The sequence below is a fragment of the Kocuria sp. UBA1838 genome, assembly GCF_002338785.1.
Taxonomy (GTDB): Bacteria; Actinomycetota; Actinomycetes; order Actinomycetales; family Micrococcaceae; genus Kocuria; species Kocuria marina.
Map to the genome: position 1 here is coordinate 123,913 of NZ_DDIY01000005.1, position 18,401 is coordinate 142,313.

The 18,401-nt window shown below is 69.8% G+C and carries 12 protein-coding genes; 10 read left to right on the top strand and 2 right to left on the bottom strand.

What is annotated here, in order from left to right; genetic code table 11:
- The first annotated feature begins 78 nt into the window (after window positions 1–78).
- The 5 genes from B3I25_RS02375 to B3I25_RS02395 all read left to right on the top strand — a co-directional run bounded on the left by B3I25_RS02375 (window position 79) and on the right by B3I25_RS02395 (window position 6,580).
- Window positions 79–1,008, top strand: a complete 930-nt coding sequence (locus B3I25_RS02375; RefSeq protein WP_179861265.1) for a proteasome assembly chaperone family protein — start codon at window positions 79–81, stop codon at window positions 1,006–1,008.
- A 58-nt stretch (window positions 1,009–1,066) separates the two neighbouring features.
- Window positions 1,067–2,362: an MFS transporter gene (locus tag B3I25_RS02380; RefSeq protein ID WP_064845178.1), complete on the top strand. Its 1,296-nt coding sequence runs from the start codon at window positions 1,067–1,069 to the stop codon at window positions 2,360–2,362.
- 232 nt (window positions 2,363–2,594) lie between these two features.
- Window positions 2,595–4,028: a DUF4192 family protein gene (locus B3I25_RS02385; RefSeq protein WP_286737693.1), complete on the top strand. Its 1,434-nt coding sequence runs from the start codon at window positions 2,595–2,597 to the stop codon at window positions 4,026–4,028.
- 207 nt (window positions 4,029–4,235) lie between these two features.
- Window positions 4,236–5,855 carry an RNA polymerase sigma factor gene (locus B3I25_RS02390; RefSeq protein WP_085105950.1) on the top strand — a complete coding sequence of 540 codons (1,620 nt, stop codon included), beginning with the start codon at window positions 4,236–4,238 and terminating at the stop codon, window positions 5,853–5,855.
- A complete protein-coding gene (locus B3I25_RS02395; protein ID WP_260849451.1) occupies window positions 5,855–6,580 on the top strand; it encodes a ubiquinone/menaquinone biosynthesis methyltransferase in 726 nt (241 codons plus the stop codon). Before B3I25_RS02390 ends, B3I25_RS02395 begins: the two co-directional genes overlap by 1 nt.
- 116 nt (window positions 6,581–6,696) lie before the next feature.
- On the opposite strand, the gene B3I25_RS02400 is transcribed toward B3I25_RS02395, so the two are convergent.
- Window positions 6,697–6,897 (bottom strand): DUF7455 domain-containing protein, encoded by a 201-nt coding sequence (locus B3I25_RS02400; protein ID WP_035961388.1) that lies wholly within the window; start codon window positions 6,895–6,897, stop codon window positions 6,697–6,699.
- 228 nt (window positions 6,898–7,125) lie between these two features.
- On the opposite strand from B3I25_RS02400, the gene B3I25_RS02405 reads away from it, so the two are divergent.
- Window positions 7,126–9,234 (top strand): DNA gyrase/topoisomerase IV subunit B, encoded by a 2,109-nt coding sequence (locus tag B3I25_RS02405; RefSeq protein ID WP_064847256.1) that lies wholly within the window; start codon window positions 7,126–7,128, stop codon window positions 9,232–9,234.
- Window positions 9,235–9,397: 163 nt separating this feature from the next.
- Here B3I25_RS02405 and B3I25_RS02410 read toward each other — a convergent pair whose 3' ends face one another.
- Window positions 9,398–11,938 (bottom strand): DNA gyrase/topoisomerase IV subunit A, encoded by a 2,541-nt coding sequence (locus B3I25_RS02410; RefSeq protein WP_286737694.1) that lies wholly within the window; start codon window positions 11,936–11,938, stop codon window positions 9,398–9,400.
- A gap of 70 nt (window positions 11,939–12,008) precedes the next feature.
- Here B3I25_RS02410 and B3I25_RS02415 point away from each other — a divergent pair, with 70 nt between their 5' ends.
- From B3I25_RS02415 to B3I25_RS02430, 4 genes are all read left to right on the top strand, one after another.
- Complete coding sequence (locus B3I25_RS02415) at window positions 12,009–14,699, top strand: GNAT family N-acetyltransferase (RefSeq protein ID WP_286737695.1); 2,691 nt, start codon at window positions 12,009–12,011, stop codon at window positions 14,697–14,699.
- Window positions 14,700–14,717: 18 nt separating this feature from the next.
- Window positions 14,718–16,298, top strand: a complete 1,581-nt coding sequence (locus tag B3I25_RS02420) for a serine/threonine-protein kinase (RefSeq protein ID WP_286737696.1) — start codon at window positions 14,718–14,720, stop codon at window positions 16,296–16,298.
- A gap of 88 nt (window positions 16,299–16,386) precedes the next feature.
- Window positions 16,387–17,097: a DUF5998 family protein gene (locus B3I25_RS02425; RefSeq protein ID WP_035961403.1), complete on the top strand. Its 711-nt coding sequence runs from the start codon at window positions 16,387–16,389 to the stop codon at window positions 17,095–17,097.
- A 71-nt stretch (window positions 17,098–17,168) separates the two neighbouring features.
- The gene (locus B3I25_RS02430) at window positions 17,169–18,239 is read left to right on the top strand and encodes an alkaline phosphatase family protein (RefSeq protein WP_098054583.1); all 1,071 of its coding nucleotides are present in this window, start codon (window positions 17,169–17,171) and stop codon (window positions 18,237–18,239) included.
- The last annotated feature ends 162 nt before the right edge of the window (window positions 18,240–18,401 follow it).

The window sequence follows — 18,401 nt, forward strand, 5'->3', positions numbered from 1 at the left end:
GCGGGGTCGCTCCGGGCGTTCCCTTCTCACGAGCGTCGGCGCCCCTGTGCCGCGCCCATGATTCGACGAGGAGGAAGTGTGCTGGATCCCACGGCCCTGTATCTGGGGAATCCCGCGTTGCTGGGAGACGAGCGATTGCGTGGGCTGCCCATGATCGTGGCGCTGTCCGGATACGTGGAGGCCGGCCACCTGGCCGGTCAGATCGAGGCCGTCATCCTCGACTCCATGCCGAGCGAGACCGTGGTCCGTTTCGACCTGGACCAGCTCTACGACTACCGCTCCCGGCGCCCCCACGTGAAGTTCTCGGAGGACCACTTCGAGGACTTCGAGGCGCCCGAGCTGAACCTGCATGTGGTCACCGACGGGCTGGACCGGCACTTCTTGTTGCTCACCGGACCCGAGCCTGACACCCAGTGGGAGCGGTTCAGCTCCGCCGTGGTGGGGCTCGCGCAACGACTGCGGGTGAGTCTCGTGGCGCTCGTGGGAGGGATCCCCATGCCCGTGCCGCACACGCGGCCCATCCTGGTGACCGCCCATGGTCCGCGTGCGGATCTGCTGCCCCGGATCGACGGCAACAAGCCCACGTTCGAGGTCAGCGCATCCGCCTCGCACCTGCTCGAACTGCGATTGCAGGAGGGCGGGATCGATCACGTGGGGTTGTCCGTGCACGTGCCGCAGTACCTCGCGGAGTCCTACCTTCCGCAGGCGGCCGTCGCGGCCCTCGAGTATCTCAGTGCCGTGACCGGGCGCACTCTGCCCACGGACGAGCTGCGGGAGGCCTCCCGGGACGTGATCCGTCAGATCGACGCGCAGGCGAACTCCTCGCCCGAGGTCCAGGGTGTCATCCAGAACATGGAACGGCGATACGATGACGTGGTGGACGCGTCCGCCCGTCGTTCGATTCTCGCCGGGCCCGACGACGCCGACCTGCCCGACGCCGACGACCTCGGTGCCGCCGCGGAGGCGTTCTTGGCCGCGCAGAGCGACCCGGAGGACCACCGAGAGTAGGGCCCCGCACCCGGTATGCACGGGCCTCCGTCGCCGAGCCCGTGGGAGGCCCATCCGCATGCCCGAACCGGTTGCACCTCGTCCGTCCCGGTACAAGGACTCACCCACCGCATGGTTGATTTTCGCGGTGGGTGTTTTCGCGTACTTCTCCGCGGTCGCGCAGCGCACGAGTTTCGGCGTGGCCACGGTGGAGGCCGCCGACCGGTTCCAGACCGCGGCCTCGGGGCTGTCCCTGTTCTCCATGATGCAGGTGCTCGTCTATGCGGCACTACAGGTGCCCGTGGGGGTGCTCGTGGACCGGTTCGGCCCGCGCATCCTCATCACCGTGGGGGCCGTGGCCATGGCGGCGGGACAACTGCAATTGGCCGCGGCGCAGTCCGTGGCCGAGGGCGTGGTGGGTCGCATCCTCGTGGGCGCCGGCGACGCCGCCACGTTCGTGTGCGTCATGCGCTTGCTCCCCGTGTGGTTCTCCGCGCTGAAGGTACCCATGCTCACCCAGGTCGTGGGCATGACGGGCAACCTGGGCCAGCTCTTCTCCGTGATCCCGTTCGCGGCGTTGCTCCACGTGGTCGGCTGGGTGCCGTCCTTCGCGGTCATGGCGGCGATCGCCCTGCTCGCCGCGGTGCTCTCCGGCCTGTTCCTGCGCAGCAACCCGCCGGGCGCGCGTGAGCTCAACGACGCGATCTCCTTGGCGACCGTGCGCACCTCCATGGGGCAGGCCATCAAGGAACCGGGGACCCAGCTGGGCTTCTGGGTCCACTTCACCGTGCAGTTCGTGGGCAACACGTTCGCCCTCATGTGGGCGTACCCGTACCTGCAGAACGCACAGGGGCTGGACCCCACGCAGGCCTCCGCCGTGATGACCGTGTACGTGGTGTTCAACGTGGCGGTGGCGCCGGTGATCGGCAAACTCAGTGCGCGCTTCGCGCGCCGGCGCTCCACACTGTCCCTGGCATGCGTGCTCGTGAGCTGGGCCGGGTGGACGGCACTGCTCGTCTGGCCGGGCCACGCCCCCGCCGTGGTCGTCTACGTGGCCGTGTGCATGATCGCTCTGTCCCTGCCCGCGTCCATGCTGGCGTTCGACATCGTGCGCTCCTTCAACCCGCCGCAGCGCAACGGCACCGCCACGGGACTCGCCAACGTGGGCGGGTTCGCGGCGTCCCTGCTCGCGATCTACGTCACGGGGCTCGTGCTCGACCTGCTGTTCGGCGCCGGGATCACACCCACGCTGTACGACGCCGATGCGTTCCGTCCCGCGATCGCCGCCCAGGCCCTCGTGGCCCTCGTGGGCACGGTCGCGATCCTTCGCTGCACACGCAAGGTGCGCCGGGTGCACGGCCCCGATTCCGTCTGACCCCTGGGTGAGTGGGAACCCGCGCCGCGCGTCCCATTACGGCTCCGGCTCGCCACGCCCTACCGCTCCACCGCCGACGGCACCCCACTTCGCCCACCGCCGACGGCGCCCCACTTCGTCCACCGCGGCAAGCGCCCTCCACAGCACCGCCCCGGGGTGTGTCGGGAGCGAGCTCGTGCACATGCGCGCGGACCGACCCCACCGAGGGGCGTCCGGTCGCCAGGGTGGCGTCATGACCATTTCCCATGAAGCCGCCGACACCGTTCGCATCCGCAGCACCGAGGACCTCCTCGCGCTGATCCCTCATCAGGTGGGTCGCCAGCCCCGTAACACCTCGGTGCTGTTCTTCCCCGTGGCCGACAGCAGCGCCCTGTGCCTGAGCATGAACTCACCCACCGTGGAGACCGATCCGTACGAGCTCGGTGCGGAGCTCGCCGAGGTCCTCGCGCGTGTGCGTCACTGCGGGGAGGTGGTCGTGACGGTGTACTCGGACCAGGCCCTCGAGGGCGGGATGGATCGCGAGGCCGTGGCCGCGGCCCGGTGGGAGTGCGCCGTGGAACGGGCGGGACTCACCGTGTTACGCGCCCTCGTGGTGGGTCCGCAGCACTGGTGGGACCTCGCGGAACCGGACCGGGCGTTGCCCGTCGAGCTGATCCGGGACAGCGCGGTCAACGCCCAGATGATCGCACTGGGTAGCGCTGCCGAACCGGATGCGCCCGAGCACCATCCGCGGTGGCGGCACCGGCTCGCCCGGAGGGCACAGCATGTCACGCGTGCGTGGGAGCGACTGCGCACGGACGACGGCGATTCCGCACCTGCGCGGACCACGGTGCCGGGTCCGACGCCGCCCACCATCGACCCCGATCCGCGGCATCCGTTGACGGCGTGGCACCGCGCGGTGCGTTGCGTCCAGGCGGACAGGCAGCACTGGGTGGATGCCGTCCTGGGTCTGTCGGACGGACATCTCGCGCTGCTGATCGAGGGGGTGCACGACGACCTCGTCAGGGACGCGCTGCTGTACGCGTGGTTGAGCGGGAGCACCGCTCGGGCCGCGGCGGCGCTCGCAGGGTTGCGGGCCGCCATGGTGCGACTGGGCGGCGGCATCGCGGGGTCCGAGCCCTCGCAGGACGAGATCGACGAGGCCCTGCGCTGCGTGGTCGCGGTGGCCGGGGAATGGGACGGCCCGCCGGACTGGGACACCCTGGACGGTGCGTACCGGGTGTTGCAGGTGCTGGACGGGATCCTGGGTGCGGGGCGCGACCCGCTCGCCGACCCCACCGAGATCGTGGCGGGCTCGCGGGAGTCGTTGGGTCCTCGAGATTTGTCGGATTCCCGGGAGACGTCGGGTGACCGAGAGCCGTCAAGTGACCCAAACCCCTCGAGTGACCGGCAACCCTTGACCGCGGCTGCCGCGAGCGTCGTGGCCACCTTGGCGCAGCTCGAGGTGTACCGGGGTCGCGCCCACACGGCGTCGCGGTTGCTCGCACGCTGCGCGAACCGGGAGGGTGCCGCGGGGTCCGAACGATCCGCGATGCCCGGCCGTTCCGCGGCGGCCGACGTGGCGCACCGGTTGCGGCACCAGCCCACGCCGTGGTGGTGCGTGGACCGGCGTACCGCGTGGCCAGGCCGGGGCGTGTGGGAACGCGGTGCCTCGGACCAGGGGTGATGGGGGCACATCGCTAGAGGTAACGGGGGCGGGCGAAATTTTTTCATGGTGTGCGGGAACAAACTGCGAAGGGTCGGTGTTAGGGCGAATAAGGCCCTCAGAGTCTCGGCGGGACCCCGTGTCACCACGCCGGACTTGACAGGGTCATAGGTGTGTTGGCCGCTGATGCGGTGCGCACCCGTAGATCTGTCCAACGAAAGGTTCTCCGTGTCACCAGCTGCCAGCAAGACCGCGTCCGCTTCTCAGGCCTCCACGGCGCAGACGGACCCCGCTGAGACCACTTCTCAGGCAGGCACGGGCGGCGCTAGCACGAGTGGCGCTGCTAAGAAGCCCGCCGTGAAGCGGGCCGCCGCGGCCAAGAAGACTGTGGCGCGCAAGAGCACCGCCGCTAAGAAGAGCGCTTCCGCCACGCGGGGGACCGCCGCGGCGTCGTCGCAGACCACCGCTGCCACATCGGACGCGGCGGCGTCGAACGAGACAGACACCGCCGCGCCCGCGGCGAAGAAGACCGCCACCCGGAAGACCGCCGCCAAGAAGACGGCCGCGACCAAGAACGCGGCGACCAAGTCCACGACCCGCACCAAGACCACCGCGGACTCCGCGGAGGGCACCGCCAAGTCCACGGGTACCCGCAAGACCACCAAAACCGCCGCGAAGCCCGCCGCCAAGGCCCCCGCGGGCGGACGCGGTCGGAAGAAGGCGGATCCCGTCGAGGAGGCGCTCGCCGAGGACGAATTGGTGCCCGAGGACACCCCGGAGGACCTCGAGGACGAGGACACCCAGGAGTCCCAGCAGGCCTCAGTGGAGGAATCGGCCCCGCTCATGAAGGGCCGCCAGGACAAGAGTGCGCGCGGCTTCGTGCTGACCAACAACGACGACGACGACGCTCCCGCCCAGCAGGTGGTCGTCGCCGGTGCCACCGCGGACCCCGTCAAGGACTACCTCAAGCAGATCGGAAAGGTCGCGCTGCTCAACGCGGAACAGGAGGTGGACCTGGCCCTGCGCATCGAGGCCGGGCTGTACGCCGAGCACAAGTTCGCGGACGAACAGGACTCCATGGACGCGGACACCCGCCGCGCCTACCGCTGGGTGATCCACGACGGCCGCCGCGCCAAGAACCACCTGCTCGAGGCCAACCTGCGCCTCGTGGTGTCCCTGGCCAAGCGCTACACGGGCCGCGGCATGCTGTTCCTGGACCTGATTCAGGAGGGCAACCTGGGCCTGATCCGCGCGGTCGAGAAATTCGACTACACCAAGGGCTTCAAGTTCTCCACGTACGCAACGTGGTGGATCCGCCAGGCCATCACCCGCGCCATGGCGGACCAGGCCCGCACCATCCGCATCCCGGTGCACATGGTCGAGGTCATCAACAAGCTGGCCCGCGTGCAGCGCCAGATGCTGCAGGACCTGGGGCGCGAACCCACCCCGGAGGAGCTCGCCAATGAGCTCGACATGACCCCCGAGAAGGTCGTGGAGGTCCAGAAGTACGGTCGCGAACCCATTTCGTTGCACACGCCGCTCGGTGAGGACGGTGACTCCGAGTTCGGCGACCTGATCGAGGACTCCGAGGCCGTGGTCCCCGCGGACGCCGTGTCCTTCACGCTGCTGCAGGAGCAGTTGCACTCGGTGCTGGACACGCTCTCCGAACGCGAGGCCGGTGTGGTGGCCATGCGCTTCGGGCTCACGGACGGTCAGCCCAAGACCCTGGACGAAATCGGGAAGGTCTACGGCGTCACCCGTGAGCGGATTCGCCAGATAGAGTCCAAGACCATGTCCAAGCTGCGTCATCCGTCCCGCTCGCAGGTGCTGCGGGACTACCTGGACTGATGTCCTCGGTGAACAAGAACGGTAAGCACTCCATGACCGAACGGGATACGAAGGTCCAGGGCATCTTCGACCGGATCACGGACTCCTACGACCGGATCAACACGCTGATGACCCTGGGTCGGCACGCCCAGTGGTGCCGCGAGGTGGCCCGGCGGGCGGCCGTGACGCCGGGCGGCCGGCTGCTGGACATCGCCACGGGCACGGGGGAGATCGCGCTGGCCGCGCGGCGTCGTGAACCCCGCGCCGAGATCACGGCGGTGGACTTCTCCGAGAACATGCTCGAGCGCGCCCGCACGAAGCCCGGCGCGGACGGCATCGCGTGGGAGTTCGCGGACGCCCACTCGCTGGAGTACGCGGACGAATCCTTCGACGCGGTGACCCACGGTTACCTGCTGCGCAACGTGAGCGACGTCCCGCGCGTACTCAGCGAACAGTTCCGTGTGCTCGCGCCCGGGGGGCGGGTGGTCGTCCTGGAGACGGCACCGCCCCGGGGGCTGCTCAAGCTCGCGGTCACCGCGGGGATGCGGATTGTGTTGCCCCTGCTAGGACGGGTGGTCGCCAAGGACAAGGACGCTTACTCCTACCTGGAGAGCTCCACCCTCGGATTCATGCAGCCCACGCAGGTCGCGCAGCTCATGCGCGAGGTCGGCTTCACGGACGTGGACTTCGAGACCAAGTACCTGGGCACCAACGTGATCCTGTGGGGCCGCAAGCCCGGCCCGTGAGGGACATATGATGTGAAGGACACATGACAAGGAAGGCGCGCATCCGAGGATGCGCGCCTTCCTTCGTGTCCGGGCGTTCCGGCGGGGGACCGGAACGCCGCGGGTGGGCCTGTCGCTCAGGCGCCGATGTGCTGCGTCTCGTCCTGCCACGTGGCGGCCAACGGGCGCAGCTTCTCCTCGTTCGCACGAGCGTGGTGGGCGCAAAACAGCAGCTCGCCACCGGTGGATTCGAGGACCACGCGGACGTATGCCTGGGCACCGCAGGCGTCGCAACGGTGGGTCGCGTTAAGTTCACGCGCTTCGAGTGTCGCGTTCATGGGATCCTCCTCACGGGGTACGGAATGCGACGGCGCTCATCTGAGCCGCCGCACGGCCATCAGGGGTGTCGCGCCCCGATCGCACGTACCAGTACAACCCACGCGTGCAGTCAATGCTTCCCACGAAGGCCCTGTTTCGCCCACCGCGCACAAACCCCGGGTGCCGACTACAGTGGGATGGTCCCGCACCGCCCGCGGGCCGCCCCCGAACCCCGGAGTAGCACCACCGTGACACCGTCCCGTTCCGAATACAACGCCCGCCACCTCTCCGTCCTGGAGGGCCTCGAGGCGGTACGCAAACGCCCGGGCATGTACATCGGCTCCACGGACTCGCGCGGTCTGATGCACTGCCTGTGGGAGATCATCGACAACTCCGTCGACGAGGCGCTCGCGGGGTACGGCCAGGACATCACGGTGATCCTGCACCGGGACGGGTGCGTGGAGGTCCATGACGACGGTCGCGGCATCCCCATCGACACCGAACCCCGCACGGGCCTCACGGGCGTGGAGGTCGTGTTCACCAAACTGCACGCCGGCGGCAAGTTCGGCGGCGGTTCGTACACGGCGTCGGGCGGGCTGCACGGCGTGGGTGCCTCGGTGGTCAATGCGCTGTCCGCGCGCCTGGACGTGCAGGTGGACCGTGGCGGCAAGACCTACCAGATGTCGTTCAAACGCGGTGAGCCCGGGACGTTCACGGACAAGGGGGCGCCGTCCCCGAGTGCACCGTTCGAGGCGTTCACGACCGACTCGCACCTGCAGGTCGTGGGCAGAGCCAAGCGCGGCGTCACCGGCACACGGATCCGCTACTGGGCCGACGATCAGATCTTCACCCCGGACGCGCGCTTCTCCACCGAGGAGCTCGTGCGCCGCGCCCGCCAGACCGCGTTCCTGATCCCCGGGCTGAAGATCACCGTGCAGGACGAACGCCGCCTGCCGGGTACACCGGGCGCGGACGGTCCCGTGGAGGAGGTCTTCCAGTACGACGGCGGGATCTCGGAGTTCGCGGAGTTCCTCGCCGCGGATGCGCCCGTCACCGACGTGTGGCGGCTGCAGGGGCAGGGCAGTTTCACCGAGCGGGTCCCTGTGCTCGACGAGTCCGGACACGCCCGGCTCACCGACGTCGATCGCACGTGCGAGGTGGACGTGGCCCTGCGCTGGGGCGTGGGGTACGACAGCACGGTGCGCTCGTTCGTCAACATCATCGCCACGCCCAAGGGTGGCACCCACTTAAGCGGTTTCGAGAATGCGCTGCTCAAGACCCTGCGCAAGCAGGTGGAGACCAACTCCCGCAAGCTCAAGGCGGGTAACGACAAGCTCGAGAAGGACGACGTCCTGGCCGGGCTCACCGCGGTGCTCACGGTCCGGTTGGCCGAACCCCAGTTCGAGGGGCAGACCAAGGAGGTGCTGGGCACCCCTGCGGTGCGCCAGATCGTCGCCAAGGTCGTGGAGGCGGAGCTCACCAAGCAGCTGACCTCCAAGAAGCGGGACGACAGGGCCCAGGCCGGTCAGCTGCTCGAGAAGGTCGTCGCGGAGATGAAGTCCCGGATCTCGGCCCGAGTGCACAAGGAGACCCAGCGGCGCAAGAACGCGCTCGAGACGTCGTCGATGCCCACGAAACTCGTGGAGTGCCGTTCCGCGGACGTGGACCGCTCGGAGCTGTTCATCGTGGAGGGTGACTCCGCGCTCGGCACCGCCCGGCTCGCCCGCAACTCCAACTACCAAGCGCTGTTGCCGATCCGCGGCAAGATCCTGAACGTGCAGAAGGCCTCGATCACGGACATGCTCGCGAACGCCGAGTGCGCGGCCCTGATCCAGGTAATCGGGGCCGGGTCGGGTCGCAGCTTCGACCTGGACGCCGCCCGCTACGGCAAGGTCATCATGATGACGGACGCGGACGTGGACGGCGCCCACATCCGCACCCTGTTGCTCACGCTCTTCTACCGTTACATGCGCCCGCTCGTGGAGGCCGGACGGGTCTACGCCGCGGTGCCCCCGCTGCACCGGGTGCAGATCGTCAACCCGGGCTCCAAGCCCAACGAGATGGTCTACACGTATTCGGAGCGCGAACTCGACACGCTGCTGGGCAGCCTCGAAGAGCAGGATCGTCGGTACAAGGAGCCCATCCAGCGCTACAAGGGCCTGGGGGAGATGGACGCCGATCAGCTCGCGGAGACCACGATGGACATCCGCCACCGTGTCCTGCGGCGCGTGCGCGTGTCCGACGCCGAGGCCGCCGAGCGCGCGTTCTCCCTGCTCATGGGCTCGCAGGTGGCCCCGCGCAAGGACTTCATCGTGGCCGGTGCCGCCCAGCTCAACCAGGAGCAGATCGACGCCTGAGCGCCTCAGGTGGTGTGCTCGGGCAGCGGCGCCGTCTCACGCGCCGGGCGGCGCGACGCCCCGGACGGTCGGTCGTCCGCGGGTGACGCCGCCGTCGCCCCGTGCGCGGGTCGGTCGCCGACCGTCGCCGATCCATCCTCCTCCGCGGCGCCCGGTCCGCGGGTCATTCGTCCTCCGCGGCTGACTCCCCATTCGTCGTGGTCCCCGGCACGGGGAGACCTCTGAGCGCGGGTCCCACGGCTGCGACCGCACGGTCGATGCCCACACCGGAACCGTCCCGGCGCCCATACTCCACGGGGAGCGATCGCGCGACGCCCGCCGCGGACACGGCCTTGCCCGGCCCGTGGCCGACCCACGCCAGGGTCAACCCGGTCTCACCCGCGAGTAGTCGCTGGGCCCGCACACCGGCGGTCGCGCGGCCCTTGGCGGGGAATTCCGAGAGCGGGGTGACCTTCACGGACGCCTCGCCCATCTCGGGCAGCTGACCGTCACTGCGGGCCTGGGTGACCACCACGGTGGACTCGCTCGGTGCCACCGCCCCGAAGAAGATCACGTGCTCGTCCGGCGCGAGTTTCATCCCGGCCACGCCACCGGCCGTTCGGCCCTGGGGGCGCACCGCGGATGCGGGGAAGTGCAGCAGCTTGGCGTCCGAGGAGACCAACACGAGTTCCGCGTCGACCGGCGCGGCACCCACACCCACCACCGAGTCCCCGTCCTTGAGCTTGATCGCGGGCCACTGGTCCAGGTTCAGCGGGTAGTCGGGGTTCACGCGCTTGACCACGCCGTCCGCGGTCCCAATCGCGAACACGGCATTGCTGGGCACGAGTCCCACGAGCGTCTCGTTCTTGTCCAGACCCAGGAAGTCCGCGGCGGGCACGCCGTCCGCGAGGCGGGGAATGCCGTCGAACTCCTGCAGCACGGGCACGTCCACGCACGAGACGCGCAGCATCCGGCCCGTGGACGTGATCGCGGCGATCTCACCGCGCGCCGTCGAGGGCACCACGCTCGTCAGGGCGTCGTGCTTGAAGCGCCGGGAGCCATCCGCGAGCGGGGTGCGCACGGCACTGCGGGCGATCCGCCCGGTCGTGGACAGGAACACCCAGCACGGGTCGTCGCTGATCTCGAGCGCCACGGACGGTGCCGCGTTCTTCTTCCCGCGCGCGTTCTCCGCGGTGACCGCGGGCAGGTCCTCGGCCTCGAGCAGCACGGTGCGCCGCTCGTCACCGAACTTCTCCGCGGTCTCGGTGAGCTCGTCCGCGACGACGCCGCGCAGCGCGGTCTCCGAGCCCAGGATCGCCTCGAGTTCGGCGATCTCCCGCTGCAGGGTGTCCCGCTCGGCCTCGAGCTCGATCCGGGAGAACTTGGTCAGCTGACGCAACCGCAGTTCCAGGATGTGCTCGGACTGCGCGCGGGAGAGGTCGAAGACCGCGATCAACCGGTCCCGGGCCTCGGCCGTCTCCTCGGAAGAACGGATGATCTGGATGACCTCGTCGATGTCGAGGATCGCGATCAGCAACCCCTCCACGAGGTGCAACCGGTTCTGCCGCTTGGCCAGGCGGAACGCGGTGCGCCGGCGCACCACACTGATCCGGTGGTCGCTGTAGACCCGCAACAGCTCAAGCAGCCCCATGGTGCGGGGCTGACCCTCCACGAGAGCCACGTTGTTGATCCCGAAGGACTCCTCGAGCGGTGTGTGCTTGTACAGCTGCGCGAGCACGGCCTGCGGGTTGAACCCGTTCTTGAGCTCGATGACCAGGCGCAGCCCGTTGGTGCGGTCGGTGAGGTCCACGACGTCCGAGATCCCGGCGAGCTTCTTGGCCTGGACCGCGTCCTTGATCTTCTCGGTGACCTTCTCGGGGCCCACCATGTACGGCAGCTCGGTCACCACGATGCCCTGCTTGCGGGCCGAGACCTGTTCCACGGAGACCGTGGCGCGCGTGCGGAACGAACCCCGCCCGGTGCGGTAGGCATCCCGCACGCCCTCGAGGCCCACGATCCGACCGCCGGAGGGCAGGTCCGGACCGGGGATGAACCGCATGAGTTCCTCGAGCGTGGCCTCGGGGTTCAGGATGAGGTGCCGGGCCCCGGCCGCGACCTCACGCATGTTGTGCGGTGCCATGTTCGTGGCCATACCCACCGCAATCCCGGTGGCCCCGTTGACGAGCAGGTTGGGGTACGCGGCCGGCAGCACCGCGGGCTGCTGGAACTGGTTGTCGTAGTTGGGCCCGAAGTCCACGACGTCCTCGTCGAGGTCACCCGTGAGCGTGCGCGCGGCCGGGGCCATCCGGGCCTCCGTGTAGCGCGGGGCCGCCGGACCGTCGTCGAGCGACCCGAAGTTGCCGTGCCCGTCCACGAGTGGCACGCGCATCGCGAAGGACTGCGCCATGCGGACCATGGCGTCGTAGATCGCGGCGTCACCGTGGGGGTGCAGCTTGCCCATGACCTCGCCCACCACGCGCGCACTCTTGACGTGGCCGCGGTCCGGGCGCAGGCCCATCTGGTCCATCATGAACAGGATCCGCCGCTGCACGGGCTTGAGACCGTCCCGGGCGTCTGGCAGCGCGCGGGAGTAGATCACGGAGTAGGAGTACTCCAGAAAGCTCGTCTCCATCTCCTGCGTGACGTCCACGTCCACGATGTGCTCGGTGAAGTCCTTGGGCAGTTCGTCCTGGGGAGAACGCGTGGCTGAGCGGCGACGAGCCATCGAGGGGTAACTCCTTGAAATCAGGGCGTGCTCCTGTGACCGGAGCAGGCGGTTGGCTACTCTGAAGTCTATGGGTACCACCGACGACGCCGCGCCGCAGCAGGCCTACCCCGAGTACTGGGAGGCGGACGTCATCCTGCGCGACGGCGCCACCGCGCACCTGCGCCCCATCAGCCCCGAGGACCAGGACCTGCTCCAGGAGTTCCACTCCGGGCAGTCCGAGGACAGCATCTACCTGCGGTTCTTCTCCTACAAACCGACCCTGTCCCAGCGGGAACTGGACCGCTTCTCCACGGTGGACCACCGGGACCGCGTGTGCTTCGTGCTAATCCTGGGGGAGCGGATGATCGGTGTGGGCCGCTACGACCGCACCACGCAGCGCTCGGCGGAGGTCGCGTTCATGATCTCCGATCACCACCAGGGGCGGGGAATCGGGTCCATCCTGTTGGAGCACCTGGCCGCCGCCGCCCGCGAGAACGGGATCGACCGCTTCACCGCGGAGGTGCTGCCGGAGAACCGCAAGATGCTCCACGTCTTCGTGGAGGCCGGCTACGACGTCTCCCGTCAGTTCGAGGACGGCGTGGTGGTCGTGGACTTCGACATCGACCCCACCGAGAAGTCGCTCGCGGTGATGGCGGCGCGCGAGCACCGCGCGGAGGCCCGGTCCATCACGGACCTGCTGACACCGGCCACCGTGGCGGTCGTGGGGGCATCCGCGAACCGGGACCACGCGGGGTTCCACGCGGTCGAGGGCATCCTCACGGGCGGGTACACGGGCACGCTCTACGGCGTAGGTCATTCCCCGTACGAGCGCGAAGGGCTGCACTTCGTCTCGTCCCTCGACGAGATCGAGGGCACCGTGGACCTCGCGGTGATCGCGGTGCCGCGCGAATCGGTGGAGGAGACCGTGACGCAGTGCGGCAGGGCGGGAGTGCGCGCCGTCGTCGTGATGACGGGCGGTTACGCCGAGGACGGTGCGGAGGGCGCGGCCGCCCAGCGCCGCCTGGTGCGGATCGCCCGCGCCGCGGGGATGCGCGTGGTGGGCCCAGCGAGCCTGGGTCTGTTCACGACCGATCCGGAGGTCTCGCTCAACGCGTCCGTTCTGCCCGAGTTGCCGCGCCGCGGAGGACTGGGACTGTTCTCCCAGTCCGGGGCGATCGGCACCATGCTCTACGGTGCCGCGCAGCGCCACGGCGTGGGGATGTCCAGCTACCTCTCGGCGGGGAACCGCGCGGACGTCTCCGGCAACGACCTCATGCAGTACTGGGAGGACGACCCCGCCACCACGGTGTGCGGTCTCTACCTGCAGTCGGTGGGCAACCCGCGCAAGTTCTCGCGCATTGCGCGCAGGCTCTCGCTGAGCAAGCCCGTGATCGTCGCGAAGTCCGAGGTCACCGGCCTGCGGCTCCCGCCGGGCCACACGGGCCGGGTCACCCAGGCCCCGACCGGCGCGCTCGACGCGATGTTTCGCCAGGCCGGGGTGATCCGTGCGACCACGGCCGAGCAGTTGCTCGACATCGCCGCGATCGCGGAGAGCCAGCCGCTGCCCGCCTCCCCGCGCGTGGCCGTGGTCTCCAACGCGCTCGCGCTCGCGCAGCTCGCCGAGGACACGGCTCTGCGCCTACGGCTCGACCCCGCCGTCGTGGACGGCACCGTGGACACCTCCAACGGGCCCGAGCGGGCGCACGAGGCCGTCCTGGACGCCGTGCGCGCTCAGCTCTCGTCGGATGCGGTCGACAGCGTCGTGCTCGTGCTCATGCCCGTGCGCGGCCTGGACACCGCGGCGCTCGCGAGCGACGTCGCCCGGGCCGCGCGCGACGCCGACCGAACGACCGTGGTCGTGTTCACGGGTCAGCACGGCCCCGAGGCCATGACCACGTCCGTGCACACCGCGGACGACGCCGCCCTGCCGTGCTTCGATTCGCCCGGCGCCGCCCTGCGCGCGCTTGCGAGCGTCGTGGACTACATGACATGGCGCTCGCAGGACCAGGGCGTGATGGTGTCGCCCGAGGAGTTCGATTCCGACGGCGTCGAGAAGTTCCTGGAACGGCTGCGCGAGAAGATCAGCGGGGACGCGCTCTACGAACTGGAGATCGCCGAGCGCAACGAGCTGCTGGGTCTCGCGGGGATCCGCGTGCTCGAGTCCGTGCGGTTCACGGACCCGGAGGCCGCGTACGCCGCCGCCGAACGGCTCGGCTACCCCGTGGCCTTGAAGACCACGGACCCGTTCCTGCGCCACCGCCTGGACCTGGGTGGCGTGGTGCTCAACATCGCGAACGCGGACCAACTGGGTGCCGCGATCGAGACCATGAAGCGCACGCTCGCGGGCTGGAACGCGAGCGATTTCGAGGTGCAGTCCATGGCGCCCACGGGTCAGACCGTGGTGGTGCGCGCCGCGGAGGACCCACTCATCGGTCCCGTCCTGTCCTTCGGGATGGCCGGGGACGCCGTGCACCTGCTGGACGACTGGGCCCACCGCGTGCCCCCGCTGACCGACCGGGACATCACTCGCATGGTGCGCGCGCCCAAGGCCGCGCGGAAACTGTTCGGCTACCAGGGCGTCCCGCCCGTGGACACCACCGGATTGGAGCAGCTGATCAACCATGTGGCCTTTCTCAAGGACCGCTTCCCCGAGATCGCGTTCCTGGAACTGAACCCGGTCGTGCTCTCCGGATCCGTCGTCACGGTGCTCTCTGCCGCGGTCAAGATCGGGGACCCGGGACAACGCACGGACAGCGCCCGGCGCGCCATGCTGGGCTAGCACGGGACCGCGAACCGAGTGCGGGACACGATAGCCGGACGCTTCGAACTGCTGACACCCATCGCCGAGGGTGGCAGCGGGGCCGTGTGGCGAGCCCACGACCTGCGCCGGGGCAGGGAATGCGCGGCCAAGGTGTTGCGGCAGCGTGATTCGGCGGAGCTGTTGCGCTTCGTGCGGGAACAGTCCGTGGACCTCGAGCACCCGCACGTCGTGGCTCCGTACGGCTGGGCCGCGGAGGACGAACACGTGGCCATCGCCATGGAGCTCGTGTCCGGGGGCACCCTCGAGGCCGCGCTGCAGGACAACGGTCCCGTGGCGGACTGGCTCGCGGAGGAGCTGATGTGTCAGCTGCTCGAGGCACTGCGCTTCGTCCACGAGCACGGCTGGGTGCACCGGGACGTCAAGCCCGCCAACGTGCTGCTCGAACCCACGGGTTCGGGGACCCCCGTGGCCCGGCTCGCGGACTTCGGGATCGCCGTGCGCGTGACCGATGCGCGCCTCACGCACGCCGGCACCGTGGTGGGTACCCCCGGGTACCTGCCGACCGAGGCGTACGCCCCGGGGAATCCGTCTCGCACCATGGACCTTTATGCCGCCGGGGTCACGGCGGTGCGCATGGTCCTGCCCGAGGTGGATCTCAGTGGCGACCCCTTGCGCCCGGAGGACGTGGCCCGCCTCGGCTTGTTCGGGGGTTCCCCGCTGTTACACGCGGGCGTGGCCGGACTGCTCAGCATCGTGCCCGCGGAGCGCACGCGCGCCGCCGACCAGCTGCTCGCGAGTCTCACGGCCACGGCGGCCGCCCGCCGGGACCGGCCCAGCGAGACGGTGGATGGCGAGCCGTTCGAGGTCTTCGACGTCCTCGAACCCACCACGGAGCGTGAGCTGTCCCCGGTGCTCGACGCCGCGCGGTTACCTCCCGGGGCGGGCGGGACCACGGAGGCGCCCATCGCGTGGCACGCGGTGCACCGGAAGGTGATCGCCGGGGGTGAGCACCGGCCCATGGCCGAGCGCGGCGGTGACCGGTTGCGCCCCTTCGCCCCCGTGAACGAGGTGACCGCTGCGCACGCGATCGGAACCGGTGCCGGGCAGGACACGACCGAGCGGCTGAACCCCGTGGAGGGCACGCCCGCGATGCTCGAAAGGCACCCCGTGGGCACCTCGGGAGGGGCGAGCGCCCCGGACCGGTCCGAGGAGATCACGATCGTGGATCCTGCGGGCTTCACGGGCGTGAACCCCACCGGTATCACTGCCGTGGGTACCGCAACCGGCCTGGCTGCCAGAGGGCGGGACGCGGACACGGGAGCCGGTGGCGGCGTGGACCCGGGTGGCACGGCGGACGAACGGGAGCCGCACGCTCGGCGAGCGGTCCGCTGGCCGTGGTGGGTCCTAGCGCTCACGCTCGCGCTCCTGGCCCTCGCCGCGGGGTACCTGTGGCTCGGCCCCGTGCTGGTGCAGTGGGGCGGTGATTCGTCACCGGTGCAGACACCGGCCCCCACCATCTCTCCCACGAGGGACCCGGAACCGGCGCCCACCACGGACGTGACCCCGATCTGTTCGAAGCTCGAGGACGGCACAGTTTCGTGCGTGGTGGCCCCGTGAGGCGCCGGGCGGCGGAGGGTTGCGCCGTGTGCCGGACCGCGAAGGGTCGCAATGTGCCCCGGGCGGCGCGGTGGAGGACAATGGCGCCATGACATACTCAGCACCCGATGGATCGCGCCTGGTCCAGGACATCGAGAAGGCGGGTTTCTATCCGCAACTGGTCACGGACGTGGTCATGGACTCCCTGGACGGGCGGCGCCCGGTGTCCCACCTGGTGCAGTTGGAAACCCATTTCACCAACACGGAGTTGCACCGGCACATCACGGCCCTCGTGCTCGCGGAGGACGTCCTGCACATCACGCACGTGGACGACCAACAGTATGACGAGAACGGTTCGGACACCGTGGCTCGGGTCTCGTCCGAGACCGTGCCGATCTCCCAGATCCGCTCGGTCACGCTGAGTTACGCGTACCACCAGCCGCAGAACTACGTCCCGGGCACCGCGATCATGGAGCTGAACCTGGCCGTGAGCTGGACCGGGACCCAACAGCTCGAGCTGTATCCCGCGATGTGCGAGGACCCCGAGTGCCAGGCGGACCACGGTTACACGGGCACTGCCGCGAGCGAGGACGTGGTCATGCGCATCAGCTCCGAGGCGGACGGGCAGGAGGCCGTGGAGGGCGCTCGCGAGTTCGCGCGCACGCTGCGCCGGGCCAATGTGGCACCGCTGACGGATTCCGGCGCGCAGATCGCGCAGTCCCCGCCGCAGCACCCCACCGCGGCCCGTCCCGAACCGCCGGCACCGCGACCGCGGTTCGGTCACCGGTTCAACGGCCGCGATTCGGGGCGCAACGCGTGAATGTGGAGGATCCCGCCGCCCCGGAGCTGCCGCGTGCGCCGCGCTACGGTTCGCACAGCGTCGCGGAGGTCATGGGTTCCGCGGCCGCGGCCCTGGGCATCCCCGGTTTCCGCAACGCACTCAGCTTGCCGTCCGCGCAACGCTATGTGGTGGTGCTCGTGGACGGTCTCGGCTCGCGCTTGCTGAGGGGGACGGCGAGCTACGCGCCCACCCTGCGCGCGGCCCAGTCACTCGGTGAGCTCGATGCCGCGTTCCCCACGACCACGTCCGTCTCGCTCTCGTGCCTGGGCACCGGAGTCACACCGGGGCGTCACGGCATGCTCGGCTACGACGTCGTGGACCCTGCCTCCGACCGCGTGGTCAACATGCTCGGCAACTGGCCCTCGGACGTGGACCCGCTTGCCTGGCAACCCGAGCCCACGGTCCTGGAGCGCGCCGCGCAGCACGCGGACGCCGTGACGGTGAGCTCACCACGCTTCGAGTCCTCCGCCCTTACGAAGGCCGTGCTGCGTGGTGGCCGTTTCGTGGGCGCCCACGGTGTGTACGCCCGCACCGCGCGCACCCTCGAGCAACTGCGGGAGGGCAGGCGCGGGCTCGTGTACTTCTACTGGGACGAGCTGGACAAGACCGGTCACAAAGCGGGGTGGCGCTCGGACGACTGGTTACGCTCCCTCGAGGAACTTGATTCCGCGCTCAAGCGGCTCGTGACCAAATTGCCCGCCAACACCCGGGTGATCCTCACCGCGGACCATGGCATGGTGGACGTGGCCCCCGAGCACCGCGTGGACTACAGCGCGGTCCCCGAGCTCATGGCCGGGGTGCGGCTCACCGCGGGTGAGCCCCGGGCGGTACAACTGCACACGGACGCGGACACCGATCCGGAAGAACTGGCAAGCCGTTGGAGCGCGCACTACGGGAACGTCGTGTGGGTGGCCACCAAGCAGCACCTTGCGGCGCACGGGTACTTCGGCCCCGAGCCGGATCAAGGATTGCTCGAACGAGCAGGCGACGTGTGGGTGCTGGCCCGCGAGGACATCGCCTTGTACGACGTCTCCCGACAGGGAACCCGGCCCCTGGCCATGGTGGGCCAGCACGGGTCGCTCACCGACCAGGAGAGGTTTGTCCCTTCCCTGGTGTGGTGATCGGCGCGGGCTTAGTCCCCTTCTGCGTGGGGTCCGGATCGGCGGTCGGCGCCGCCGGCCGCGTGGGCGCCGGTGATTGGGGCGGCCGAGGTGCGCGGGTCGGTTCCGGTGCCTGGCTCTTCGTGGGCTCGGGCATAGCCGTGGACGGAACGGGCCGAGGGG

What these genes read in the sequence shown, in the direction of transcription:
- B3I25_RS02380 (WP_064845178.1), top strand. Translation starts at nt 1,067, where the DNA reads ATGCCCGAACCGGTTGCACCTCGTCCGTCCCGGTACAAGGACTCACCC.
- B3I25_RS02385 (WP_286737693.1), top strand. Translation starts at nt 2,595, where the DNA reads ATGACCATTTCCCATGAAGCCGCCGACACCGTTCGCATCCGCAGCACC.
- B3I25_RS02395 (WP_260849451.1), top strand. Translation starts at nt 5,855, where the DNA reads ATGTCCTCGGTGAACAAGAACGGTAAGCACTCCATGACCGAACGGGAT.
- B3I25_RS02400 (WP_035961388.1), bottom strand. Translation starts at nt 6,897, where the DNA reads ATGAACGCGACACTCGAAGCGCGTGAACTTAACGCGACCCACCGTTGC.
- B3I25_RS02410 (WP_286737694.1), bottom strand. Translation starts at nt 11,938, where the DNA reads ATGGCTCGTCGCCGCTCAGCCACGCGTTCTCCCCAGGACGAACTGCCC.
- B3I25_RS02415 (WP_286737695.1), top strand. Translation starts at nt 12,009, where the DNA reads ATGGGTACCACCGACGACGCCGCGCCGCAGCAGGCCTACCCCGAGTAC.
- B3I25_RS02425 (WP_035961403.1), top strand. Translation starts at nt 16,387, where the DNA reads ATGACATACTCAGCACCCGATGGATCGCGCCTGGTCCAGGACATCGAG.
- B3I25_RS02430 (WP_098054583.1), top strand. Translation starts at nt 17,169, where the DNA reads ATGGGTTCCGCGGCCGCGGCCCTGGGCATCCCCGGTTTCCGCAACGCA.